Raw genomic sequence first — 25,348 nt, forward strand, 5'->3', positions numbered from 1 at the left:
TACCTTCTTTCAATCTCTCTTATTTGTTGTGGTGTTAAAATACTATTAGATGCCCACTTCTGCGGCTTCTTCTTTGAATTGCTCATTACACAACCCCATTTTCTCGCGATTAGAATAATACAAAGCAAAAGCTTCAACGGCCTTGGCTCTATCCGCAGCACTTACCCTTGTTACTTTATCTTTATCCGTTCTTGCGTATCTGATTTGTATAGCACACGCATCAATCCATGGTGTTTTGCTTTTTCTGTGACGCGTCACGGATACAGCACCTTGCAATCTTTCGTTAAGTAACAATCAACATCACCATAAAACAACCGGTTGCAGTTTGCGGGTAATGGTTCATTACAGCGAGTGCAGTTGGTTGCTTTAAGCTGCGTACTGCTTAGCTTAAAACGAACAACGGTTACACCCAACGAGCGTAACCGTTGCCTTTCTAATCGTTTTCTCTCTGCGGGTGACTTAGCCGACATAACCAACAATGGCTGATATAACAGCTGTTCCGAATGCTACTGACAATATCGCTAATGACAACGACACCGCTTTTTCTTCGTTTGTTGTTAGTAGTACGTGTACTAGATAAACAATTAGCAACAACGCTATGAATGTTCCGCCATGCTGTGCAACGGGGTTCTTCTTCATCATTAACCAATTGAAAACGAAAATACCAGGAACTGCGACAATGAACACGGCAACTATGGGGTTGTGTAGTAGTTGTGTTATTTTCTTTAGCTTCACTCGATAAGCTCCTTACATTTATCCTCTTCTATCAGCTCCCACTTAACGCCGACAGAAGTAGTAACTTTTCTGAACATTAATGTTAAGAAACGACTGCATTCGATTTTATTATCTCTTGGTACATAGAGTAATTTTGATATGAAAAGCGGATTACGAATATCTACTTGGTAATATTCATTCGGCCACTCTCGAACATCTGGTAATTTTTGTTTTACTTTATCTATTCGCTCTTTGCTTATTTTCGGGGCGACAAGCTCAATTGATGCGCTAGCCGGACCTCTCGATACAGATATGCCAAAATCCTGCATATTACGATCAAAGTTCTGCTTTAGCTCATCCATAAAATTCATATCTGCAGGGATAATATTTCTTTCAGCAAATGTGACTGCATCAACGTGATACACTTCATCGTGTTTCAAGTGAACAATATAATCACCAACAACCGGTTGAACATACGCTTTAAAGAATAGTGACGCGTCACTATTCTTTACTTTCAACTCCCACGTTGATTCGCCGTTAATCTTGGTGATCAACATACTGTCATCGATGAGGATTGCTTTTCTGGTGGTCGGTCTTGATTCGTAGTCACTGAACATGGCCATAACTGTACTGCTAATTTCTAAATTCATTGCTAACTCCATCATGCCAAGGCAAAAACGACAACTGGCCACCACTGGCTCGACTATTCGGCTCAATTTGTCCAAATGACAAAAAATGCCAAACGACAAAATTAATGTCATTTTCACGCTTGCAGCTATTTAATTCTGTTTAAAAAAAAGCTACCACCAACAACCACTTATAATTGGATAAAGCGATTTGGATTGGTTGAAGGCGGTGCTTTGACTTACTGGTTACTCTGTTAATCCGTACTTTTGGGCTCTTAAATGCAAAAAAATGGCGGTCAAACAAACCCCTTTATTGACCGCCATTTGCTCTCCGCTAAGAAGCCGCTGAGCTAATAATGGCAAACTCTTTCTAGGAGATTTTCATTAAATTAACCCAAAGCGGGTTAAATCGTAGCTTTGATTAGGCTTGCTTGTCAACTGGATCTAACGAGGATCTAACAATAAGACGTGATTTAGATTGCTGATATTGATTAAAAATTAGGCTTTAGTGAGTTTCTGCGGGTGTTTTTGAGGGTTTAGTTTCAGCACAACTTGTTTTTTCGTAATCTACGCACGATCAGGAGGTCACGATGAATAAAACATTGCGCGTTGTGCGACTTAGTAAAACTACGATCCAAAAGAGCCGTAAGTACTTTAGAATTTCAGAGGATGGAACGGGAGTTGTGTTTCAATATTACCGAGAACCGGTTAATAACTGCATCGGTTCATTTTACTTAGTGAATAAACGCCAATGGATTTTGCTTGGCGCTTGGCCTGCGATGACTGTTGAACAAGCCAGGCATAAAGCCGCTGAAATATCATTAACGCTAAAACGAAATGCTAATTTACCTGCGGCGCTTGCTGACTTAGATGCAACAACGGTAGTCGATGTACTCAATTTGTATCTTAAATCTATTGAAATAGATGCAAGTGTATCGTCTGAATCACGCACAAGAAACATCAGAGCCGTTATCAATAATCAATTAATACCGACTGTTGGGCAATTCAACGCCGAATCATTAACGACTCTTATTGTTTACCAGCAAATCTATGAACACATGCGCAAAAACGATTACGCATTGAGTTACATTGATATCACAGTGAGAACGCTCGCCAGTGCGTACAGAACAGCAACTAAACTAGGGGTAATTACTAGCAATCCTATTTCTGATTTAAAATTTAGCTTACTCACATCAATTGAAATAAAGCCCAAGCCAATGCAAATAGAGACGTATGAACTCAAGGACGCATTAACTGCAATAAAGAAAAAACGGTGCATCAAAACTCGTATGATGTGCATCATGATGTTGTTGTTTGGCTCACGACTTGAAGAAACCACGATGATATCCTGGTCTAAAATTGATATTAGCAATCGAAAGTGGGTAATTAGAGAAGAGGACACTAAAACCGCCAGTCGCCATGTGTTGCCGCTCACTCAAATATCAATTGAGATAATAAACGAGTACAAGCAGCTGCGCCGCAAAACTAACAACAGAGGACAGCACTTATTCCCTGCATCACGTAACCCCAAACAGCCAATCAGTAACACGTATGCATGTAAGAAAATAAGTGACGGCTGCAAATTCACAGCGCATGACTTTAGAAAAGTAGCTAGAACATGGTGGCAACAAAACCGAATTGATTACTACATCGGTGAAATGCTGTTGAATCACTCGAAAAGTAAAACTGACAAGGCATACATGCAGGGGGAGCTAGATGAATCGTGTCGTGATGCGCTCACAAAATGGCATGAACATCTTGTGAGCATTGGTATTAAAGAGTGTTTATAGTCACCCCTGGAGCCACTATATGCGCCATATTTTCCGTGTATTCCTCCCCCACAAAATCAATTGGTGACATCGTATTAATATCACACAACACATAAAAATCTCTCTCAGTGTGCAAGCGTAAATTATAGATGCCAACCCCATTCACTTCACGAATAAAATAGGCTGTCGCGCTTTTAATGTTAAGCTCAGCAGAGCTAATTACAGTACAACGTTGCATTCTTCATTCCTTTAAAATAGCCAGCTTTTAAAGCTGGCTATGCCATCCCTATTAGACTAAACCCTTTACTCTCGCGGGTTTCCACCCGTTTCGAGACCAGAACTCGCACCAAAATTCACGATTGTATCTAAGTTCAGCCATTGGCTTTTTTACTAAAGTGTTATACGCTTCGTTTGACATATCAGAAGTCCTATTTTGATTTATTGTCATTTGCTCACTGTTCCAGCAGTGAGCAAACCCTTCCCTAATTTTTATCTATCTATTTATAAACATCTAAAAACCAAGAAATTCAATCTTAGTTCGCCCCGCCGTGCGTGTCAATAACATTTTATGCTTTTATGCTTTTATGCCTTTATGCTTTTATGCTTTAAATTGTTGACAGGGTGCGAGGTAGGTGCGATACTTTAATCGTTCCCAGAGAACAGCTAAGAAGTCCGCCAATGTCGGCAGGACGAAAGTTAAGGAAATTATTATGACTACATTAAACATCACTTTTAAAAATGACGATACTACACCCCGCTTTCCGGTTTATCACAAATACGGTGGCCAGTTCCAACCACAACCAGCGTATGTATTTTTAGATTTGCGCGACGGCGAATGTGGCGCTGACTACAATGGCGAGATGGGCGGTGTTCCTGTAGTGCAATGGCACAACATTGTGCTTACCTTTCCAATCAGCGCTGAAACTAAAGCTGACCAAATTGAACAAATTATTAATGATAACGCCGAAAAGTTCCAAGCCATTTTAGATGATTCTGAAATTGTTTGGGATGGCAGCAATAACGTTGGTTCTTTTGGAGATAAAGCAACGGCATTGTTAAGTGAGCTTGGGTTTTATGCTGACGGGAATCCAGAGGGATTGCAAAGCTACGACTCTCAAGTTTGCATGATAGATGAAGAATACTTTGCAGAATGGGTTAGTGACAGTTCACTTGATAATTATGATTTAGACAGTTTGGCCGAAGATTTGCACAACTGTGATGGTGATGGAAATGCATATTTTACTGACAGCATGAATAGCAAAGATGCTATCTACACTCAACTTTTAGACATTTGGGCTGAGCGTTTATACTCAGGTTATGATGTGCCGAAAGAGGTAGCTCAAACATTGCTAGATGAAGGCAAGTGCGACGAAAGCGCATGGCTTGAAGAATTAAAAGAATTTGCTAACGCATAATTAAACACTGGCCGCAATGCGCGGCCTTTTTTGGGAGTATAAAATGACAGCAATTAAAAAATCAGTGCGTTTGGTAGATGAAACTCAAGCCACGCTACACAATTTAACGTTAACGGGCGAGGTTAATTGGTCTGGCTCAATTAACGACATGGCAGCTCAGTTTGAGTTGTTTGTAAACGACAACACACCTGATCTTACAGATAGCGAATGGAATGTATTTTATTGTGCGTACAACGGCTACATGCCAAGTCAAGACCAAGAGCGTGAAGCGCGCATGTTGAGCTGGCATATCAGCGAAGGTTATCAATACGATGAACAGATACGCGAGTTTATCGGCAGTGAAGCGACGGCAGTGGCATTAATTGACCGTGTTAAATCATGGTCGTTATCTCAGCAGTTGGCAGTTATTTACAAAGCCAAGGCGTTTTGGCGAAAAGGCAAAGACGACTAATGAAAGCGGCTCAGTTGATACATTTACGTGCTTTTGCACTTATTGAGAGTTGCTTGGTGATCACTGGCCGTGTGGGTGTTCCTGAGTTACAGCGTGCTTTTTGCAATAGCCGCAGTAGCTGTTCAAATATTTTTACTGAGTATCGAAAAGGTTATCCGTGGGCAGTAACTTATAACGATCAGGAAAAAGCATACATTGCTACTGATAAGTTCAAGCCAATTATTTTAGAGCAGGTTTTTAACACGACTGCTCAAGAGTATTTTGATGCTATACAACTTATTTCGCTTAACGATATTTTGGCACCCACGCGCAACGAAAAATCAAAAATCACAACAAGACAAACGGCGCTTAAAAAATTAAATGCACAACTAACACAGTTAGGAGCTAATAATGACTGATATTGCAATTTATGAATCAATGACAAACGATAAACTGATTACAGAACTGGCTGAGTGTTTAACTGTATCTGCAAAACAACTTGTTAAAGCCGCTCAAATATTTAATGTGCTTGAGCTTCGCGGCGTTGATTTATCGTATTTAAAAACAGGGCTAGGTGCTTTTTTACCCGCGATAGCCAACAACGTCTTAGACGCTGAGGTGGTTATACGTTACGCTGGTCGTAAAGATATACTCAACCATTTGTCGAAAGTGGGTATTGATGTGCAACGTAAACTTTTAGAAAATGACACTGTTGAACTGGTTATTGATGACAATGGACAGCCCCGCACCGAAACCACAAGTCTAGCGAATGTTCGCACGTTTAACCTGAGTAAAATTTTTGATTTTGGGCGCATAAAAACGGTGAGCGAACAGCTGGAATCATACAAACAGCTGCATCGTAAAGCACCACCTAAAAAGCGCAAAAATCGTAAACCAACGGCGGTTCGCTCTTTTAGTGTAGATCGAGAACATGGCGGTATTAGAGTCGGATTGTTGTTCGCAGAGCCTGAGAGCCTAATTGATATTCTTTGTCAATTTTACGGCAGTGTAGAAAACTTAGAAAAACAACTAAAAAACAGCCAAATATAAATTTATAACAACAGACGGTAACTAGGTGCTGTAACACCTAGTTACCAACCACACTTTATCTATTAAGGAGATAAAAATGGCAAAGCAAAGTATACAACATGACGATGATATTAAATATGATCGATATGGTCGGATGCAATATCACCCAGATTATCATGCAAAGCATGGTACGCCATGGCTCAATTCAGATCAAAATTACCTGATCGAAAACTATGAAAAGGATGGTCCTGAAAGCGTTAGTTTCGAGCTAGAGCGAACCATTCATACCGTTATGGCCAAAGCATATCAACTCAGAAAAGATGGCATCATGCCGCCTGCAAAGCCTGTCGGTCAACGTATCAGTCATAGGCGAGTAAGAAGTTTAAATAGTGAGTCATGCAATGACTGACTTTATAAATAGTGATTATGACGAACCGCAAAAAATGCAAATGATAGCGGACGATTCAAAGCTATTTAAGGCGTTATTAACTGGTCTTGTCCATGACACAGACCAGGACTATCCAACCAATGAAGCATGGCTTGGAACACTAACTATAAATGGTAAAACAGCTCAAATTAAACTTACCGTGACTCAAGACCCTGACAAATTCATAGACGAGGATTAACATGACTAGAACAATAGATTACAACGGTGAAAAGCTAGAAATTTCGGATTATAAACCAGAAAATTACTTTGATAATCAAAAAGAGTGGGTGACGGAACATATACCATTAAACCCTAATTTGCGGGATGATTTTGATTTTACGCCAAATAAAGAACGAGATGGTTTGGAAATAGAGCATTGGTGGGGTAAACCATATATTGTTGCTGAATTTGCCACCCTATCTTATAGAAATTATTCAACTTATCGTGAGGAATTAGAGAGCAGAGGCTCAACCGATATCGTTTCTGAAAAAGAATTCCATGAAAAATATTCGGATCTAAGTATGGAAGATCCAAGTTGCATACACGGGGTTACTTTTGTGGTTCGTTGTCTCGATGGTGGCGCTTGGGATCGCTCTACGTGGAAAGGTCAGTTTAATAACTTAACCGATGCTATTTCATGGGCAAACATCATAGTCATTAAATAGAGGAAGATATAATGGATAAAGCGGCAGCGTTTAAAAAATGGTTCTCTGAGCGTATGGGTCATAGCCCACAGTTAAAAATAGCACATGAAGCGATCACCGAATTGGAAAGCCAAGTTGCTGAGTTGAAAACGCAGCTAGATACTATAAATAGAGCCAATGCGATAATGGCTTATGGAAGTGATCACTAAGGAGAAAAACAATAAATGAAATTACAAGCAGAAACTCAGCAATTGATCGATATTGCAAAAAAATACAGAAAGGATAACTCACATATTCCAGGTGGTGGCTTCGTGATCGTTGGCCGAAATGGCGCGCAAGGTTGGACAGGAACACTCGATTCAACAGCTAACAACTACATGCCTGGTGTGTGGGCTATAGACGAATCAGGTAATAAATACTTGGCTATTGGTGGTAACGATTATGACGGTGCTGATTCGTGGCAAATGATATCGCACGATACTTTTAACCACGAAAAAACTTAGTTGATTATCGTAAACTATGGGAATTACCTTAAGTTAAGGTAATTTCCATAGCAACTATGGGAATCACCTTAACTTCCTGCACCATCAACAATATTAAACAGTATTTTATCCACCTTAGCCCCGCTCAATTGTGTTTGATAAGACACATGTAGCGGGGTTTCTTTATTAATACGCTTAATTGCAGGCTCTAAAAAGCTGCGTTTCATTTCAGCAAAGTTGTCTTTTTGTGAGTCAGGGAGTTTATAGCGCTCGGCCAGCCACTGCGGAGTAATAACCCATACTCCAGAATTACGCCACTGGCACAGGTTCTCATAGAGTCGTATTGTTCGGCTGTTATTGATACGCCCACATTCATGTAAATAAAACATAGTAAATTGCTGAGTTAAACCAACGATATAAGGCACTAAGCGCGGGTTAAAGTCTACACGGTACGAACCACGGCCACGACGCATTGCTTTTTCTATAAGCCAGGGGCGTTCTATCTCTTCGTATTCACCTTCTTTAGGATAAAACTTCACCGAGCTATTACTTATCTCACTTAACCCCGCTTTAACGTCTGTACTCGCTGTTTGAGTGCTAACACCAAATAAGTTTTGATAATCATTAACGTACACATCAAAAATACCATCAGTAAAGTCTGCATTTTCACTACTTTTAAGCTGTGTAAAACACATCCAAAGGACGCGTTTAGCTTTCAGCGAAAGGTAATAGGCAGCTTCACTTATCTCATTAGACTGAGTTATTAAGTTTTTTTTATTTGTTTTGGTTAATGTGCTCATACAACTGTGGGTGTTTTTATTTTTCCCCATAATACCATATTAAACACTTTATTGAACCGCTTTAACTTCAGGTGATTCCCATAGTAACTTCAGGTGATTCCCATAGTAACTTCAGGCGATTCCCATAGTAACTTAAGCTAATATCCATACTAACTTAAGCTAATACCCATAGTAACGCGCTACAGCCCTTGCAGTTAAAGGGCTGCGGGCTTGCTAAAAAGGTTTAAAAAGAACTAAAAAAGAAAAAGGTTTATAAATAGGCTGTGGATAACGGGGATAACTTTAAATACAGCATTTTATGCTTTTACCACTAAAGCACCTTAACCCTTTGACACTCTGTGCTATTAGTATAAAATAAGATGAATTAGCAGCACAAAAGGCAAATCATGAAAAACATACTAATAAACAATGGCGCTCTTGGTCGTCAAGGTAAAACAACTATAGCGTATACGTTATATCAGCAATGCCCAGGTTATCGCTTTGTAACGAACGACATAGACAACGCATCTATCAACCTTGAAAAATATATAAAACCAGGAGAGTTATTTCATTTTGATCAAGATGACTCAATAGCGCTACCGGACAATGGGCCCTTTATTTTTGATTTTGGCGGTAAACCCGATTCAAGAATATTACCCGTAGCCGCATTCGTAGATTTAATAATTGTGCCACTGCACTATCAAAGTACGCATGAGCTGCAGGTAACAATTAAAAATATTAACGCATTGAAGAAAGAAAACCCCAATGTTGTTGTTGTAATTAACAATTCAAAAAACAGCGACGATGTAAAAGCCATTAAATTGGCATTAACCAGCATTCAACTTGATGTAGACGTTCTTGAGATAAGTCACTCAGCGTATATACATCGATTGGCCAACGAAGGCAAAAGCATTTATGAAGTGGCCACTGCAAACAAAGCAGACAATACACGACTACGTAAAAAACTGATCCCACAGTTTGAAAAACTAATTAAGTTAATATCAGGAGAATAGAATGGGTAAAGAAAGCATAATCATTGGTGCAGCAAAAGCGGCAAGTGATCAGTCAAGCAACTTAACAAACAAAAAGCCTAAAGTTGAAAAGCCGAAATTAACAGAACGTGTTTGCACTTACTTAACGACCGAAGAATTAAAAGCATTTGAAAGTGTAATAGGGCGTGAAGCATATTCATCAGTAGTTAGAAAGTTGATTCTAAAGTACACCAACGAACAGAAGTAACATAACAAAAAAGGTAGCCTTGGCTACCTTTTTACTATCCAGTTTTTAGCATATTAATCACAGACAAAATTCTATCTGCCCAACTGCAACTAGCACTAGCGTCCTTCTTCATATCATTATGTATTTTTTCAAGACTTAGCAAAGCATCGTCATCAGAAGAACCAAATACTAAAGATGATAGCGGTTTACACTCACCCATTTTCATTAATTTTTTAACTTGAGCGGTAGTCGGTGCGCAATTTTGTTCAGTGAAATCTAACCAATCTGTAACTTCACTTACACTCACCTTTAGATGCTCCGCGATATCCTGAGCAGTATAACCCTGTTCTTTTTTTAGTCTGCTTAAAAAGCCTTTTCTATCGACTAAATCCATAATAAATCCTTAAATAGTACTGCTAGATGTCGGTAAACGATCTAAAACAACTTGAAGCGTCATATAAGTGATAATAACAATCTCTACAACGTGAACAACAAGGAGCATCGCATACCCAACTTGAAAAATAATATAACGATTAATATTGCTTTCAATCAGCAATCCATCTGCAGAAGTAATACCCATTGAAAATAACATGTAATGCATAATCATCACTGCTTGAGCGATACATGCCATTTTTAATGTTTTAGCTAACGCGTTTTCCTGGCGATAAAAATAAATAGAATACTTTGCAGGTGAAAACCAATTAAAAAATGTATTTATAACAATTAATCGTTGGGTGTAACGATTAATAAAAGCTCCAATTCTATGGCTAAGCCATGGGCGTTCATAAATCAACCAGACTAAAAATAAATTAGCACTGATATTATAAACATGTACGACCCAACCATAAGTTGGCTTCAAATCTAAAGTGGACAAAATTTTCATTGCAAGTGCGTCTATACAATAAAAACCAGCCATCAAAATAGAAAGCCAACGTAAATTGGCATTTCTACCACTAAAAACGATAAAAATTACTATCGCAATGATAAATGTGCACTCTGTAGCCGATGTAACAACATCTGCAAAGCCGAAAAACCAATCCATAAAATTCCTTTTTTATATAATAACGAAATATTAACACAGCATTATATAAAGATAGAGTGGTTATTCAGCTTAAATACAGTTTTTATTATCGCTCACTCATCGGTGGATCTGGCACATTTCCCGTTCCAGATGAATAAGTTGCATTAGAAAGCAATTTTCCTTCTTCAGATAAATTAACCGTGCTATTAAGCTTTGGCGGATCTGGCACATTGCCTGTGCCTGACGAATCAGTTGTATGTAACGGCTCTTCAATTACCTTTACCTTACCAGCATGTACCCGTTGAGAATCCATGTTATTACCAATATTCATTTAAAGTCCTGTAAGTATAAACAGATGTTCCTAGAGTACACTCTAAACGCATATTTTAAAACTCAGAAAAAGAGCTTAAAAACAGTAGTGTCTAACGTGTTAAAACAACCCTAAAAGCATCTAATAAAAAAAATGACTAATTACGCTCTAATTCGAGTATCTGACGATAAAAAACAAGATCTAGAAACTCAAAAGCACGCAATCAAATCATACTGTTCAAAGAATAATGTTGAAATCAATAAATGGCATGAATTTAGAATAAGTGGATCTAAATTTGATAGAACCCAACGCGGAATAACACATGTAATAAATTTGCTACAACCAGGCGACCATTTAATAACAACCGACCTGCCGAGACTCGGCAGACAGTCAGTATCGGACTTAATGGAGATAGTTTTAAAAATAATCAATAAAGGTGCCACACTACACTTTTGTTATTCCGGCGAAACACTCAGCAAAGCTGATCAGAATAGCCCATCAAAACTGTTTACCACTCTTGCTGAATCATGGTCAGCTTGGCATTTTGCAGTTGAACGCAGCCAAAAAGCCAAATCAGCAATAGATAGGCGCAGAAAAGCGGGATTACACAATGGCCGTAAGCAAGGGTCTTATGTTAAATCAAAGCTCGATGCACACGAACACACCATTATATCGATGAAAAACGACGGACTAAGTGAATATAGGATTGCTGAACACTTTAATGTAGAACGAACCACGCTTAGATCATGGCTAAAAAGAAGAAATGAAATTATCCGTAAAGCCCAGGAGCTTAAAATATGGCAATTGGGAATGTCTATTACTGATCTAAAAATCGCACTCAATAAACAGCTTTAATACACCCATCCTTCACGTTTGCACTCAATGCGCAACGCGCATGTAGGGCGGAGCCCGCGACCAAACCATGTAAGTAGATGTGCATTGTGAGTGGGCCTCCGATATAAATGCTGTGAATGTTGCCATGCCCCCTCTGATAACAATAGTGCCTCAATACATACAGGCTGCTCCTTAAATTGCCTGTAAAGCCGTGGTTTCAGATGGGGCCCCGAAAGCGTTAAGAAATCCCGCACGCGCTTTGCGCGTCGATTAAGGGATTTTAGCGCTTCATTTATTCTTTCGATAAAAACCAGATGTTTCTTTATCTGGTTTTATCCTCTTATTTATAAGAGAGGTAAGTTCAGACATTACATTCGAGATTATAATAACTAAAAGAACAGCAAGAACTATAAGCATGGCCATCTTTAGCTAAACAGCCGGCGCATCTGTACATTATTTGAGCTTTATTTTTTAGCAGGCACGGCAAGGCTCCCCGCATAAAGCGAGGGTGAAATATAGGGCTATTAGTGCCTCAGTCGATTTGTAACAAGCTTAATGTATTCAAGCCTATCTATATTAGGGTGGGACTCTTTGATAGCCTGCTCAGCGGTGATGAATATGATTCTAGGTGTTTGCTGCTCTAGTAATCTAAACTCTTGTTCAGGACTCACGGCATCCGGCTTTATAGAATTTATAAAGTCTTTGGCCAACTTCTCTTTTTCCGGCTGATCTTCAAACTCACCATTAAACCAGCGCTTATTGTAATTCAGCAAGCTCAATAGTTTTTGATTATCTATGGAAGCCATATTTTCAGAGTATGGCCTGGAGCGCTTAAATTGCATTCCAGCTTTACGCTCAGCTTTAGCTTTACCCGCCAATAAATACTTCGTTTCTTTTGCCGGCATACCCAAAGACTGAAATAGTTTAGGCATTAAGAATATTCGGGACGCTTTATATTGTTTGGTTTCTTTATCCCAGCCGCGAACAACCAGTATCAGGCCTGCGGCTTCCAGATCAGACAATGCCCCCAAAACTGGATCATAAGCCTTGCGTCCGTGACGATGGCCTATGCTATCTTCGGTTTCATCATAACCCGGTTCATACTCATGTAATTGGCCGATAAACTTAGCCAATTCTTCAATAGAACTCATACATTCAAATAAAAACTTTGCGTTAGGCGAGTATTCAACGTTGTTTAAAATAGCTTTAAGTAAGCAACGTATAGTTTGCTCACGCTCAACACGTATACTCAAGCGCCTGGGCATCAGCATTTTATAACGTTTAGTGCCGTCATTATGAACGCGCATTAATATAGAGCCACCGTCTCTACGTAGCTGACTAATAAATTGGCATTTATTGGGATCCCACTTGCGCAAAATAGCATCAAGCCTACGCGCAATAGGTATATTTACACTACGTTTGTTGTATTTTGGCTCATAGCGCCTGTGGCAAGATGGCTTAGCGCGTTCAATGCGTTGTTTATCATTCGTGCGGATCGGACTATATAAAGTTTCACTCATGGCAAGAGAACGCCCTGAGTGCACTTTTTTCGACTGAAATCGCTATTTTGTTATTATTGTATTGCATTTATTACCTGTTTAATTGCAACACAAAGAAAAAATAGCTATTATCGACAAGCTATAAAATTGTATTGCAACGTTTCTTAGCAAAGGTTTGCCAGTGCTGCTAACACTTCAAACCTGTTTAATTCGGAGAACCCCGACACTTTAGAGTGTTGGGGTTTTTTTATACCTAAAAACCACCCCAATAAACCATTTTGGTTTATTGGAATGTCTAAAAAAGTGGTTTAATCAGCAATAAACCACATTTAATAGACAAATACTAAGGCATTTTAAGCTGTATCTCAATGAAATGATCGCAAAAGGATCATTGTTGGTCACATATACTGCAACTTACCTTGTTTACCAACCATTTTATCATTCAAAATCACACCATTAATCGATTTATCTGATAGCTGCTTACGGCGGTGTATACTTTGTGCCAATTGCTTAGGTGTGATTTGCATTGTTTTATTCTTACTATTAAATCCTTTAATTTGATCTAATGACTCTTTGATCAAATCGCTGTCCTTTAATCTTACTCCAAGCGCATAGCGATTCATTAAACGCTTGCGGCGGTTCAATATCTGACGTTCATAACCTTTTAACGCTCTGTTTTGGCCATAAACTTCTGATACTTCATGTGGTGTCCAACCAGTCGCTTGTAGCGCTTCTTGCCAAAGGCTAGTATCTTCCACGACCGCATCGCCACGGTACGAGCTAACCCCCTCTTGGTGATAACGGATAGCCTTTAATCCATCCCTTAAAGACTTCGGTAGTGCAGCTTCGGCGGCGCGATCAGAGTACCCCTCACGCCATAACTGCGTAGCTCGCCCAAAGCCAAGGGCAATACCAAAAATTGGGCCCAGGGCTTGTTCTGCATAATATTGCACAACCGCTTCACCCTCTTGACTTGGATCAGGGTCACGCAACCACAGGTTATTTAACGATGTACGACTAGATACATCAGCGCCGGTTAATGTGTTCATAACTCCTTTAAATAACAATGCCGACGCGTCAGCGCCTAAATGCTCAGTTACAAATGAGCGTACCTGCGCATCAGCGTCAAAAGGCTCGTCTTCATCATCAAAAGCAAGGTTAAGCATCCCCATAACCATACTAAATAAAGGTAATCCAACAGCGCCTGCAAAAATAAACGTCATGCCCAAAATACCGGCTAACTGCTTACGTGCTTCGCTACGTTCTTGTGGAGTACGCCCCTTAATTGCTTGCTGCACATCACGGATCAAACGCCAAGTCATATTCAAGCTATGTTGTCTAAACAGTAACAATACTTTAGCTGTATCAGACTGCATAAATCGCGCTTTATTAGCATTTGAATAATCAAAGTGCGCTTTGTAAGTTATATCATTAGCTTCAGCAAGCGCTTTTTCATGCACTTCACCAGCCTTTAAACCCTTTGCTTTAAACTTTTTCGCGGCCATTCTATAAGCTGCTAAAGCGGTAACTTCGCGGTTAAAACGCTCTGTATGGTGAAACATAAACGCAACGACTTCGGTAAATTTGTGCATTTTAGGGCTGTATTCCACCCCACCCTCTGCTAAACCACTAAGATCATGCGCTAACGTCTTATCAATCAATCCGCTATCTAAAAAGTGATCAAACGCCATTTTCTCATAGCCGGCTAATTTCTTTTCTGCGTGACCTTTACCGCTGATAAACTCTTTTGATGCTATGGCCAACTGCTTGGATGCTTCACCCCAACCATATTTGGCGCCCATAATTGGCAATGCCAAAATAGGTGTCTGTGTAATATTAAGTAACGCCGCCGCAGGCGTAGCACCGAGATACCACATAAAGCCAAGGTTAGTTAACGTATTAGCCATTGCAGAGCCTTGCGGGTTTAATATCCATTCATGCCTGCGCTGCATTTCATTAATAATGTCTGACATTTTGAATGATTCATCATTGTCATTATCTCTAGCAAACTTCTGATCAGCCCTCATTTCTTCAAGCAACGACTCCATGTGATGCGTATTTTCAAGACGAGCAACGTTGTATGCGCCATGGAAGGTATTATGTGCATACGCTCTCATTGCATCAGCACTAAAGCCAGCAACGCCTTTACGGTGCATTTGCTGCTTACGCGCCGACATTTCAGGTAAGCTCTCTAAATAAAGCTGGTAAATTTCGTCACGCACTCTATCGCCTTGCGTACCAAACCCTTTTAACCGGTTCACCACATTATTCATAAATTTTGGGTTGACGGCATCAAGCTGCTTTGACATTTCAACACGTTTTTCAGCAAGCACCGTATAATCATTAGGTAGCTCTTTTACTTGCTTTGCTTGCCACTTTTTCAAATCGCCATAACTTTCAAACATTGAGTGAGAAACCAGTTCACCGCTATCGTCGATAACCATACCAACATAGTCACCAAAGCGATTCAAAGGGAAATAAACACCGTCAATCTCGTTCATTTCAAATTCTTCGCGGATACGTGCACCTAACGCTTTTGCTTCGTTACCATCCTTAATTAATTCCTCTATGCGTTCAACAAGGGCATTCACGCGGCGTATATTTTGGGCTCTATAAACATCACGCGCTTGCTCGAATACGCCTGGCTCCCAAACTTTAGTGCCACTTCTTCGTGCTGAAGCCGGATACACTTTACCTGGTACGCGCTCTACAAAGTGCCCTTTTAGTCCATCAGGCAAGTTTAAATAACGCACCCTAAGTACATCATATTCACTTTCACGCGAACCGTCTTGCTCTCGCTTAAGCGCGGCTTTAATTCTGTTTTTAGCATCTATTTGTTGAGCGATAAACGTTGCTTCACCGTTTCTTAACTTAATACGTGCATCAATCTGCTTCATCATTTCCTTAGCCTGATCAATACCAATCGCCGGCTGATAAAGATTGTCGCTTGGATCAACGCCAGCCAGTGTCGCATCGTGCATTAAGTTAGCCATATCATCAGCCGCCAAAGAGTCTTCGCCCATAGCTTTACGCCAAACGTCAGCGACTTCTTGAGCGCGATTAATCAACTCATTTCGGCTCGCTTCCATTTGCGCCACTCGCGCATCATAGTTTTGTAATGATTTAATAAAACTACTGCTAGACGCACTCATAGTGCTGGCTAACTCAGTGATCATTCGACGTGGAGCAAACTTTAGTGCATGTTTACGGTTATTCTCCCAAGACGATTTAATCGCCTTGGGAATATCAGCTAATTTAAAGTTCTTTGCAGCCGTAGTTACATTAGAAATAAATTCTTTAGCGCCAAGCTTTGAGCGTTGAGGTAACACCCGGGCATTGAGTGAACGCCCGTTGTTATTACCGCCCGTTGGACCACTCGGCTGATCACCATTTCGCATAGCTCGCGCAATGCCATCCAGGATAGTTTGAACTTCCGCTTTTGATACTTGGTTTGAGTTGAGCAATCCAGCGTGGCGTAAGCCAGTAACTAAAAGGCTTTTAATGCGAGTCCATGCGATACCAAGCTTTGAACGCTCAATCTGAGCCAACTTGCCGATCACTTCTTCGGCTTGGCCATCCTGATCAAAATCTGCATATAACTTCTCAACATCAGCCCACTGCTTTTTAAGCGCGCCTGATTTCGATGCAATTACACGATCGATTAACTTACGGTAGTTTTTACTGTTCATGACACTATTTAAACCATGGTGAGCAATAACCTCTTCACGTAAAATAGATTCCAGCTCTTTTATGGTACCTATATTTTCACGTACCAGGTAAACATGGCCGTTTTGATATTCAGCCTGAGCAATACCATCCGCTGGCGGGTTTGGCAATTCAGCTTGAGATTCAAGTACCGTATATTTTATAGCTGCAGCACCGTTCAAATTGCTGATAAACGCATCTGCAGTACGTTTCATTTCAGCCTGATCAATCAAAGAACCTGGTTTAACTTTAGTTTTTGAAAACTTAACGATTGGTCCAAAACCTTTATCCTTAATTTTATGAAATTGCTTATAGTCTTTGACCTGAACTGCCTTTAATTTCACTCCTGTAATATCATGAAGCGCCTCAATGATGGTCTTTACATCACTACGCGGTATGGTAACTTTCAGTGCGCCAGTGCCTTTTACAGCTTGTTCACCTATGATCGACTCTATCCGAGGGTCACCCCAATAACGCTTACCTTTTGTTACTGATTTCGGCATTGATAAAACAAAGTTATCTTGGATAGTTCGAGATAACGTTACTTCATTATCCACAGTGCCAATTCCAAGCGCCGCAACGTGGCTATCGTTCGTATATTTAAGCCACTCAGCAGCCTTATCCGGTGATATTTTTACTGACTCTTTAATATTGTTCTCAGGCGTAAAACTTTCAGGCATTAACATGCCCTGTATTACACGGCCATCATGCGTAGTAAATGGCACAATACGGCCTTTTTGATCTGATTTAGACTGTGCTTCAATCAAATTCCCCGTCATGATAAAGCGAGTTTCAATATCCGGCATTTCAGCCTGACGATCAAACGTCTGTGCCATAGTTGAACGCGACACATGATGACGGCCATCAAACACCCCATCTTTAAGCTTTTTCAGAGTTAAAGGCATCTTGCGTGCGCGATTAGCAAGCATAACAGTTACCTCCCACTTACTCCGCGCTGCAGGATTTCCGTGCCCTTCTTCATGCCTATAAGCCAATTCAGTTACAACACCGGCAACCGTCGATTCGGCATCACCTAAGTCTAATCGCACAAATGCACCGTGAGAAAAATCACCGCCTTCAGAGAATAATTTTGATAAGTACTTAACATCACTAGACGCCGCACTTATTTGCTCTTCAACTCCAAGCAGTTGGGCATTCTGATTATCTGTTTTCTTGCCTTTACTCTTAAGTTTGCTGATTTGCTCTCGCAGCTTATCCGCCTTAGCTTGCAGCGAAACAATGTAACTCGTATCAGCTTTTAACCGCTCTACTGACGCATCAAAATTAGCCTGGTTTGAACTCTTTAACGCGTCTTCTACTTCCGCCCATTTGGGGGCTTTACCTTTGGCTTTAGCCTCCACTTTCGTTACGTAAGTATCTTCGGCAAAAACACCAGCGCCAGCGCGCCCCTGGCTTACCACTTTTTGCTCTATAGGCTTTGCCTGCAGGTCAAGTTCAGTTGTGTCGAGTTCGTTTTGCCCTGTTGCATCTAAATAGCCAATATAGTCTTTGTATTCTGCTTCAATTGCTGAATATATAGACTCCTGTTGCTGAACTGGCAGTACAGCTAATTTACCAAGAAAGTACATTGCCTCATCAGCTTCAGGCAGATCAACGAGCCGGTCGTTAAACTCTCTCAATATCCCGTAGTTTTCATCAACAAACGATTTAACAACGTGATCACCATACACATTCAGCATATCGACACTATCAACACTCGTCGCACTGTCTTTATTACCCGATGTATTGGCATTTAAACTTGTCATTTTTCGTGCAAGCACCGCCGCTGGACGCTTTTCACTTGGCAAATCAAGCCAGGCTAAATCATAACTTGGCTTAACAACTTGTCCGGTACGATTAGTACGCCCAAGCATTTGCATAAACGTATTAATATCCAGGCTTGGCTGAGCCACAATCATGTGACGCTGTTTAACATCAGGAAACCCTTCTTTTGCATGTAAAGAAAGTCCCGTTGAACCCGCTTGATTAAGAATGAGTACGTCCAATTTTCCTGAATTAAAATTATCAACAACAGCGCGGCGATCTTTTTCAGCAACCGGCTTATTAATAATTTCACTATCAGCGCCATAATCCAGATACTTATCACGACCTGTAATTTCAGCAACAGAGTAACCCTGCTTCGCAATCTCATAACGAATAGCGTCAATGGGCGATGCAGGAACGTCGGTGACGTTCATTGCTTTTACTACTTTTTGAACTTCTTCATATAAGAATCGAACATACGAGTCTTGAACATCAGCTGCAGGCACAAGTACTTTTTGGCTTTTTCGCTCACCTGGACTCTTAACACTATAAGCAAGTACTCCGTCTGCCACTTTCTCTAACAGCATGGCAAAGCTCATATCTTGTGCTTTATCACCTACACGTTTTCCTGTTTGATCCATGTAACTGGTTAATGCACTGCCCATCGTATTTTCAAGAGCAATAACAGGCCGTTTACCGGCTTTGATTGCTTCAACCGCCAAATTGGCAACATGCTTTGCTTTTAAACCTAATGACAACTGTGCGATGTAGTTATGCACAACAGAGCTAAATAACGTTACATTAACTGCTGTATCAGCCTTGTTTCCAGCCACATTCGTATCTAATCCGCTAGAACGTTGGATTTGTTCAGCTAAATCACTTTTCACATATCGAGCCCAAGCGGCACTTAAATCTTGTATAGCGCGTAATGACTTTGTGACTTCATCAAAGCCTTGCCTAATTGCCGGTGAATTATCCGTTAAAATGCGGTTGTTTATATTGATCCCATCAAAAGAGCGCTCACGGCGTACCATTTGACCAGCTTCGGCCAACTTACCCGCAATATAAGTTTGCATACCTAAACCACCTGTTACCACGGCGTCAACTAAAGCGGTTTTATTCTCTGCTGCCAATCCTAAGTCGGTTCGGCTGTATAAAAGCATATTGTCCGGGCGTTTTGCATACGTTGCAGATAAGTAAGCAACACCATGCGCATTATCAACAAAGCCCTGAAACGCCTTTCCTAGCTTAGATTCACTACCTGCCGCAGTATGTGACTCGTCTAAAACGAATACCGCATCTTTAACAATAGAAGAAAGTAAACGCGTTTTTTTGCCGCTTTGGTCAGATGATATTTGTGAGTACGTTAAAAACAACGCATCAAAGCCATCTGGTAACTTACCGTTTGCTGATAGTTCAGATAGCAACGACGATCGTTCTTTTGCTTTTAATGTATGAAGTTTAGAGCCATTTTTTGAAATGAAGCCGTCAGCATTCATTATTAGCGGTGTAAAGCTATCAACACCTATGTCAGCCAAATCATCAACCATATCTGTAAATAGATTTGGCTTTTGAGTTACAAAGATAGGGACCTTCTTTTGCTGCATCGCATAACGCATCACCGCAGCAGCTTGTCGGCCTTTGCCAACACCAGTTTGATCACCGATGATAAGCGCACGACCTTGCTCTATATTATCAATCGCAAGCGCCGCTGCATCAACCTGCAACGCCATAAATGCCTTGTGTACATCAGCTATCGAATTATAGCCAAGGCTATCTTGGACATACTTATCGACACTACCATGCTTACTTGCAATATTAGCTAAAGCGGCTTGCGTATAAGAAGCCATATTAACAGGGGTTAATACACCATCATTAAAGCCATCTGACGCTGCTTTATAAACAGCTTGAAAAGGATTAGCACGTTCAACTTTACGTGCTTGAGGATTATCTACGCGAGTGTGAGTTCGAGATAAGTCATTGCGTCCTGCTCGTTCATCAAGTTCATTACTTGTGTTGACGGTTTCTGCTTGGCTGTTTGTTCTTGCCAGTTGATCTGATCTAATATCTGGCTGACTGTCGAACGCTCTACCAGCACTTGAGCTAGTATCTCGTTGTCCTCTTCCATCACTTCTAACTGCGACATCAGATCGAACTTGTCCGCTTGATTCATTTCTTCCAGCATATCGGTCACTTTCATTTCGATTGCTGTTTTCACCGCCAGCCTGGTCGGCGTCTGCTCTTGGCTCAGATAACAACTTACCAGGGCGCTTTGCTCCGTTGAAAGCTGTGCTTTTGGCATCCAATAAGCCCAATTCATTAAATGTTTCATATAACTCCGCCCAATTATCAACTCGTTTTATATCGCCTTTGATTGGCGCATATTTGCCAGTGCCCGTTTTAGCACGGCCATGTACCACTATCATTTGTGTTGGCCAAGCTGCGCCTTGCCCACTGTAAAGATTACCCTCAGCTTCAACGTGGTGGGCAATATTGTAATTATTATACAACCAGTTTAAAAACGCTTTGTTATTTGCTTTGTAATCACCAGGTTCTTTTGGTGCGCCGAGTATCAGTGTAGCCTTTCCATTATCCTTTAGCGAGTCAAGCGCACTTTTCGCAATAACATGATCAAGCTCACCGAAAGAATGTGTTTTGCCTTGATGATCATTAAAAACATAACGCGTTCGTTTACCTTCGCCATCCCGCAAAGCCCCAAACGGCGGATTTGCAAGTACAGCATCCACTTTCCCTGCAGGTTTAAAGTTAGTTGCATCTTGTGTTGTGACATCAAAGCCAGTCCATGCGAGATTATCTGCTCGTATAGGGTCCAATTCATTTGCAACAACATTTTTAGGATCTGCAGTTAAAATTAAAAGACCATTGCCGGCTGTTGGTTCATACACTCTAGTCTTATTGTCTACACCAGCCGCTAAATTTGCCAATAAGCTCATTGGCGTAGGCGTAGAATAGGCCATTAAATCACTGGAATTCTTAGTTCTAACATCAAGCTTAGGCTGTGATTGATATTGTTCAACAGCATAGTCATACGCAGATTTCACACCATCGTTTAAACGACTTACAAGCTGCTGCCTACGATTAATAACCGATACAGTCTCATAAGCTTCTTGCACTTGCTTAAGTCGTAAACTGCTTATCTCTCTCGTACTCTGTTTACCATCAATTTTTACAGCAAGGGCTTTTAAATCATGATTCTTAGTAATTTTAGCAAGGTCTTCTTTAGCGACAGCATCAAGTAATACGCGATTAGCCGGTTGCTCTTTTAATGCACCTTCACTTTTAGATTCACCATCTAAAGTCGAGTGTTCATTAAACTTCTGGCCACCATTATCTAAATGACGCTGATATGCTTGCAAACCTAATTGGTATTCGTCCGGTGTTACTTTATCCCGATGTTTACCATACTCATGGCCATGGGCACCATGTAACCTTGCAGCAACAACGTCAGCAATAAATTCATCAAAAGTAATACTCTTGGAATTGGGGGCGGTTTTATTATTAACCCCACTAATGTCTGTACCAATAGTAAACTTTAATTTGCCAATAACATCTTCATTTTGTCTGAGCCTAGCTGCTACCCCCTCTTTCTCAGACTCTGCATTTACTGTATTAGAGCGACTAATTAACGCCTCAACCTCTGCTTGTTTTGACTTAGGCGCAATCCATCCAGGTCCACCTTTCAAACGAGCGTTAAACTTAAAGCCAGCTGCAGACAAATCACTTTTAACGCGTTTAGTGTCCCCGCGAATAACCAGTGATTTATCAGAGTAATCTTCAACATAAACCCCTTCCGACTCCACTGGTACATGTTCACCTTTCGGTGTTAAATTTTCCAATTCAACTGGTAAACTTTCAGCTTGATATGACGCATTTTCCGACTCAACTGGTAAACTTTCAGCTTGATATGACGCATTTTCCGACTCAACTGGTAAACTTTCACCTTGATATGCCGCATTTTCCGGCTCAACTGGTAAATTACCTGGCTCAGCTGGTAAGTTATCCACATTTTCAGTGGTTAACTCTGTTGATTGTTTATTAAACTCATTACTAGGCAGCGAGTTATAATCGAACCCTGAACTAACAGCTGTAGGCTCTGCCTGTGCAGGCATACTCCAATCACCATCATCATCAGCAAGCCAACTTTTAAATGCCTGGTCTAGCCGTTTTTTGGTCTGTATACGTTTAGCCCGATTTTTAATTTTACTCAGCTCATGATCTTTCGCCTGCTCAAGCTGGGCTAGTTGCTGTGCTTTGTTATTATCACCGTCACGTTTCGCTTGATTGAATGCGTCAGATAACACACCATTAGGAACATAATCAGGTTTAAAAATATTATGGTACATATCAGATTCACCAAGCGCATTTTGTAAACGCTCCGTGATTTCACCATTCGCATTAGCAATGGCTAACTGTTTTTTTAATGCTTTACGTTTTGGTTTTAATTTTTTGGCCAACGCTTCAAATCTATCAAAGTTAGCTCTTTTCTCTGCTAAATTTAATTTATCTTTAGTGCTTAACCCCTCATTATTCGTAGAGTTATTTTCATAAGCCATTTGCTTTTGATGTTGTGCTAAAGCGGCATCATAATCAGCGTCTCTTACTTCTTGATTGGCTTCGGCGTCTGCCTGCTCCCTGCGGCGCTGTTCAGCATCCAAGTAAGCTTGAGTGTCATTGCGATCATTATTGAATGGATTGCGTGCTTCAGGCTTTGGTTGAAGCGATTGCATCGCTAACTGTGCGCTTGTTCTATTATCTTCATCAAAGCGGCTTTGTAGTACGCTTTCTTTACGTTGCTGTTTAGATGTATTATTTCCAAATTGAGCAAGCCTAGATGCCGTTGCATCGCCACTGGCTGCAATTTCATACACTCGCGCTTCAAGTCGTTCAATATCTTGTGGTGATTGTGCGCTTTGCTCAAATTCATTCATAGCTCGCGCTGTAGATTCAGGATCAACTGCCTGCGCATCTAATGCTGTTTTTTCATCAATACCGTAATTTTCAATCGGTAACTTACTATTGGCTGCTAGCTTATCTCTTAAATCTCGGCGCGTTCTCGCTAAAGATGGCAAAGCATTATCAATGACTTCACCTGTTTCAAAGTCTATTGCCTGATCAGCCATATCACCAGGTGCCGGTTCAGAGGCTGGTTTTTGTGGCGAAACAGGCGTTGCTTTAGCTCCAAACTCACGTAACGCCGTAGCAATTTTATCGTTTACTTCTTGTTTTTTATCATCAGGGACTGTCTTCAATACTCGCTTCATGGTTTTGCTATTAAGCATACGATGTAAAAAAGCATCAGCAATATCCCCTTGATCTTCACTCAATTTCAGAGGGCTATACGTTTTGATTATACTTGTTATTTTAGCCTGGGCTGATTCATCAAGCCCATACTCCGCTAAACGCTCTTTAAGCTGCGGGAACTGAGACTTAACACCTTGAAGAAAAGCCTTCGCTTCTTCCGCCCTGCTTAGCGGCTCACTTGGCTTGTGAAGCGTGTCGTTAGCATTTTGTGCTGCTGTGCTTTCAGGTTGTTGACCTTCAGTGTTAAACCCTGTGAGACTAGGATCAACTCCCGGACTAGATTCACCCGAAACTAAACTTTCATCTGCAGTCGCGTTCTGCTCAGCATGTGAACGCAACGCCAACCCTTTTTCAGCTAACGTTCTTGCCCCAGCAACCGAGCCACCCATACCAGCACCGAGTATACCGCCGGTTAACGCAGCTTCGGCAACACCGTCACTTAATTCAACATTAGGGTTAACATCTTGCATTGTTTGGTTAAATGCGACCTTCTGCAAACCTTCTTGGGCTGTTTCTGTCACAGTTTCAACACCAACACCAACTGTCTTACTAGCAGAGCCACGCGCTAACTTTTCTAGCATTTTTGCTTGCAGGCCACCGAATAACATATTAGCCGCGATAAGCGTTGGATTAAGTAACGCATTGTTGGCTGCATCATCTGCAACTAAACGGCGGACTTCGTTAGTGATACGTTCGTCTTCCACATCTGGATAAGTACGCTTAAGTAATTCAAACTTTTCTTGAGCAACCGGCGCTTGCATTAAGTCTTCAATATCCATGGCGTTTACTTCATCACGCACATCACTTGCCTGCATACCACCATACACAGCGTGGGCAGGCGCACCGTAATCAACTATGTTTTGAGCCCACTTTTTATGAGTCTTAGCGTAAGTCTCCCCCGCCTGCTGGCCTATTTTAGTTGCGACTTCTTTACTCAAGCCTTTAGCAATTAACTTATTACGGCTATGATTAACAACCGCTGTTACAGCCATTCTACCCGCTTTCATTGCACCAGCGCCGAACATTACATCTGCGTTAGCACCAAGCATGTGAGCAATATTCATCGTCCAAGATCGCGCATCGGTAGCAGCATCACCCAATTCAAGGGCGCCAAACTCGTCACGCTGAACAAACGACTTATTCAATGCTTCACGACCAGCGAGTGACATTTCTTGAATTTGCTGTTCAGATTTCTCGTCTGCCCAGCCTTTAAGGCTATCTAAGCCAAAGGTTTCACCTATGCCTGAAATGCCATCATATACACCCTTTTGTGCTGCATCGACCGTATCAAGGAAGATATTTTGATTGTTATCCAAATCAGCTAACGAACGAACACCTGTTTTAAAATCTGCCATTATTA

General features: G+C 40.9%; 23 protein-coding genes. 13 read left to right on the plus strand and 10 right to left on the minus strand.

Annotated features, from left to right (window positions below; genetic code table 11):
* Positions 1–45 precede the first annotated feature (45 nt).
* The 3 genes from ACMVDV_RS23130 to ACMVDV_RS23140 all read right to left on the minus strand — a co-directional run bounded on the left by ACMVDV_RS23130 (position 46) and on the right by ACMVDV_RS23140 (position 1,364).
* The gene (locus tag ACMVDV_RS23130; protein WP_416159841.1) at positions 46–258 is read right to left on the minus strand and encodes a hypothetical protein; all 213 of its coding nucleotides are present in this window, start codon (positions 256–258) and stop codon (positions 46–48) included.
* Between the two features lie 201 nt (positions 259–459).
* Entirely contained in the window at positions 460–735 is a 276-nt protein-coding gene (locus ACMVDV_RS23135) for a hypothetical protein (protein ID WP_416159842.1), read from the minus strand.
* Complete coding sequence (locus ACMVDV_RS23140) at positions 732–1,364, minus strand: hypothetical protein (RefSeq protein ID WP_416159843.1); 633 nt, start codon at positions 1,362–1,364, stop codon at positions 732–734. Before ACMVDV_RS23140 ends, ACMVDV_RS23135 begins: the two co-directional genes overlap by 4 nt.
* 566 nt (positions 1,365–1,930) lie before the next feature.
* Here ACMVDV_RS23140 and ACMVDV_RS23145 point away from each other — a divergent pair.
* Positions 1,931–3,130, plus strand: coding sequence for a tyrosine-type recombinase/integrase (locus ACMVDV_RS23145; protein ID WP_416159844.1), 1,200 nt, complete (start codon positions 1,931–1,933; stop codon positions 3,128–3,130).
* Here ACMVDV_RS23145 and ACMVDV_RS23150 read toward each other — a convergent pair.
* Positions 3,114–3,347, minus strand: a complete 234-nt coding sequence (locus ACMVDV_RS23150) for a hypothetical protein (RefSeq protein WP_416159845.1) — start codon at positions 3,345–3,347, stop codon at positions 3,114–3,116. The two genes, ACMVDV_RS23145 and ACMVDV_RS23150, sit on opposite strands and share 17 nt — an antisense overlap.
* 472 nt (positions 3,348–3,819) lie before the next feature.
* Between ACMVDV_RS23150 and ACMVDV_RS23155 the strand changes: the two genes are divergently transcribed.
* The 9 genes from ACMVDV_RS23155 (at position 3,820) to ACMVDV_RS23195 (ending at position 7,557) form a co-directional block, all read left to right on the plus strand.
* Positions 3,820–4,524 carry a hypothetical protein gene (locus tag ACMVDV_RS23155; RefSeq protein WP_416159846.1) on the plus strand — a complete coding sequence of 235 codons (705 nt, stop codon included), beginning with the start codon at positions 3,820–3,822 and terminating at the stop codon, positions 4,522–4,524.
* Between the two features lie 43 nt (positions 4,525–4,567).
* On the plus strand, positions 4,568–4,975 hold the full coding sequence (locus tag ACMVDV_RS23160) for a hypothetical protein (protein ID WP_416159847.1): 408 nt from the start codon (positions 4,568–4,570) through the stop codon (positions 4,973–4,975).
* On the plus strand, positions 4,975–5,373 hold the full coding sequence (locus ACMVDV_RS23165) for a hypothetical protein (RefSeq protein ID WP_416159848.1): 399 nt from the start codon (positions 4,975–4,977) through the stop codon (positions 5,371–5,373). The genes ACMVDV_RS23160 and ACMVDV_RS23165 overlap by 1 nt, the downstream gene beginning before the upstream one ends.
* Positions 5,366–6,004, plus strand: a complete 639-nt coding sequence (locus ACMVDV_RS23170) for a hypothetical protein (RefSeq protein WP_416159849.1) — start codon at positions 5,366–5,368, stop codon at positions 6,002–6,004. The genes ACMVDV_RS23165 and ACMVDV_RS23170 overlap by 8 nt, the downstream gene beginning before the upstream one ends.
* Before the next feature lie 76 nt (positions 6,005–6,080).
* Positions 6,081–6,392 carry a hypothetical protein gene (locus ACMVDV_RS23175; RefSeq protein ID WP_416159850.1) on the plus strand — a complete coding sequence of 104 codons (312 nt, stop codon included), beginning with the start codon at positions 6,081–6,083 and terminating at the stop codon, positions 6,390–6,392.
* Positions 6,385–6,609 (plus strand): hypothetical protein, encoded by a 225-nt coding sequence (locus ACMVDV_RS23180; RefSeq protein ID WP_416159851.1) that lies wholly within the window; start codon positions 6,385–6,387, stop codon positions 6,607–6,609. Before ACMVDV_RS23175 ends, ACMVDV_RS23180 begins: the two co-directional genes overlap by 8 nt.
* Before the next feature lies 1 nt (position 6,610).
* Positions 6,611–7,075: a hypothetical protein gene (locus tag ACMVDV_RS23185; protein ID WP_416159852.1), complete on the plus strand. Its 465-nt coding sequence runs from the start codon at positions 6,611–6,613 to the stop codon at positions 7,073–7,075.
* Between the two features lie 11 nt (positions 7,076–7,086).
* Positions 7,087–7,263: a hypothetical protein gene (locus tag ACMVDV_RS23190; protein WP_416159853.1), complete on the plus strand. Its 177-nt coding sequence runs from the start codon at positions 7,087–7,089 to the stop codon at positions 7,261–7,263.
* 15 nt (positions 7,264–7,278) lie between these two features.
* Positions 7,279–7,557, plus strand: coding sequence for a hypothetical protein (locus ACMVDV_RS23195; protein WP_416159854.1), 279 nt, complete (start codon positions 7,279–7,281; stop codon positions 7,555–7,557).
* Between the two features lie 68 nt (positions 7,558–7,625).
* On the opposite strand, the gene ACMVDV_RS23200 is transcribed toward ACMVDV_RS23195, so the two are convergent.
* On the minus strand, positions 7,626–8,366 hold the full coding sequence (locus ACMVDV_RS23200; protein ID WP_416159855.1) for a RepB family plasmid replication initiator protein: 741 nt from the start codon (positions 8,364–8,366) through the stop codon (positions 7,626–7,628).
* A 356-nt stretch (positions 8,367–8,722) separates the two neighbouring features.
* Here ACMVDV_RS23200 and ACMVDV_RS23205 point away from each other — a divergent pair, with 356 nt between their 5' ends.
* The gene (locus ACMVDV_RS23205) at positions 8,723–9,328 is read left to right on the plus strand and encodes a hypothetical protein (RefSeq protein WP_416159856.1); all 606 of its coding nucleotides are present in this window, start codon (positions 8,723–8,725) and stop codon (positions 9,326–9,328) included.
* Position 9,329: 1 nt separating this feature from the next.
* On the plus strand, positions 9,330–9,554 hold the full coding sequence (locus ACMVDV_RS23210; protein ID WP_416159857.1) for a hypothetical protein: 225 nt from the start codon (positions 9,330–9,332) through the stop codon (positions 9,552–9,554).
* A 34-nt stretch (positions 9,555–9,588) separates the two neighbouring features.
* On the opposite strand, the gene ACMVDV_RS23215 is transcribed toward ACMVDV_RS23210, so the two are convergent.
* The 3 genes from ACMVDV_RS23215 to ACMVDV_RS23225 all read right to left on the minus strand — a co-directional run bounded on the left by ACMVDV_RS23215 (position 9,589) and on the right by ACMVDV_RS23225 (position 10,885).
* Positions 9,589–9,927, minus strand: coding sequence for a hypothetical protein (locus tag ACMVDV_RS23215; RefSeq protein ID WP_416159858.1), 339 nt, complete (start codon positions 9,925–9,927; stop codon positions 9,589–9,591).
* Between the two features lie 9 nt (positions 9,928–9,936).
* Positions 9,937–10,575, minus strand: a complete 639-nt coding sequence (locus tag ACMVDV_RS23220) for a hypothetical protein (RefSeq protein WP_416159859.1) — start codon at positions 10,573–10,575, stop codon at positions 9,937–9,939.
* Positions 10,576–10,660: 85 nt separating this feature from the next.
* Entirely contained in the window at positions 10,661–10,885 is a 225-nt protein-coding gene (locus tag ACMVDV_RS23225) for a hypothetical protein (RefSeq protein WP_416159860.1), read from the minus strand.
* Between the two features lie 132 nt (positions 10,886–11,017).
* Between ACMVDV_RS23225 and ACMVDV_RS23230 the strand changes: the two genes are divergently transcribed.
* A complete protein-coding gene (locus ACMVDV_RS23230) occupies positions 11,018–11,719 on the plus strand; it encodes a recombinase family protein (RefSeq protein WP_416159861.1) in 702 nt (233 codons plus the stop codon).
* Positions 11,720–12,222: 503 nt separating this feature from the next.
* Here ACMVDV_RS23230 and ACMVDV_RS23235 read toward each other — a convergent pair.
* The gene (locus ACMVDV_RS23235; protein ID WP_416159862.1) at positions 12,223–13,218 is read right to left on the minus strand and encodes a hypothetical protein; all 996 of its coding nucleotides are present in this window, start codon (positions 13,216–13,218) and stop codon (positions 12,223–12,225) included.
* Positions 13,219–13,595: 377 nt separating this feature from the next.
* Positions 13,596–25,343, minus strand: a complete 11,748-nt coding sequence (locus ACMVDV_RS23240) for a PLxRFG domain-containing protein (RefSeq protein ID WP_416159863.1) — start codon at positions 25,341–25,343, stop codon at positions 13,596–13,598.
* Between the last annotated feature and the right edge of the window lie 5 nt (positions 25,344–25,348).

Origin of the sequence: Pseudoalteromonas sp. ASV78 (assembly GCF_047806705.1) — a bacterium.
Classification (GTDB): domain Bacteria; phylum Pseudomonadota; class Gammaproteobacteria; order Enterobacterales; family Alteromonadaceae; genus Pseudoalteromonas; species Pseudoalteromonas prydzensis_A.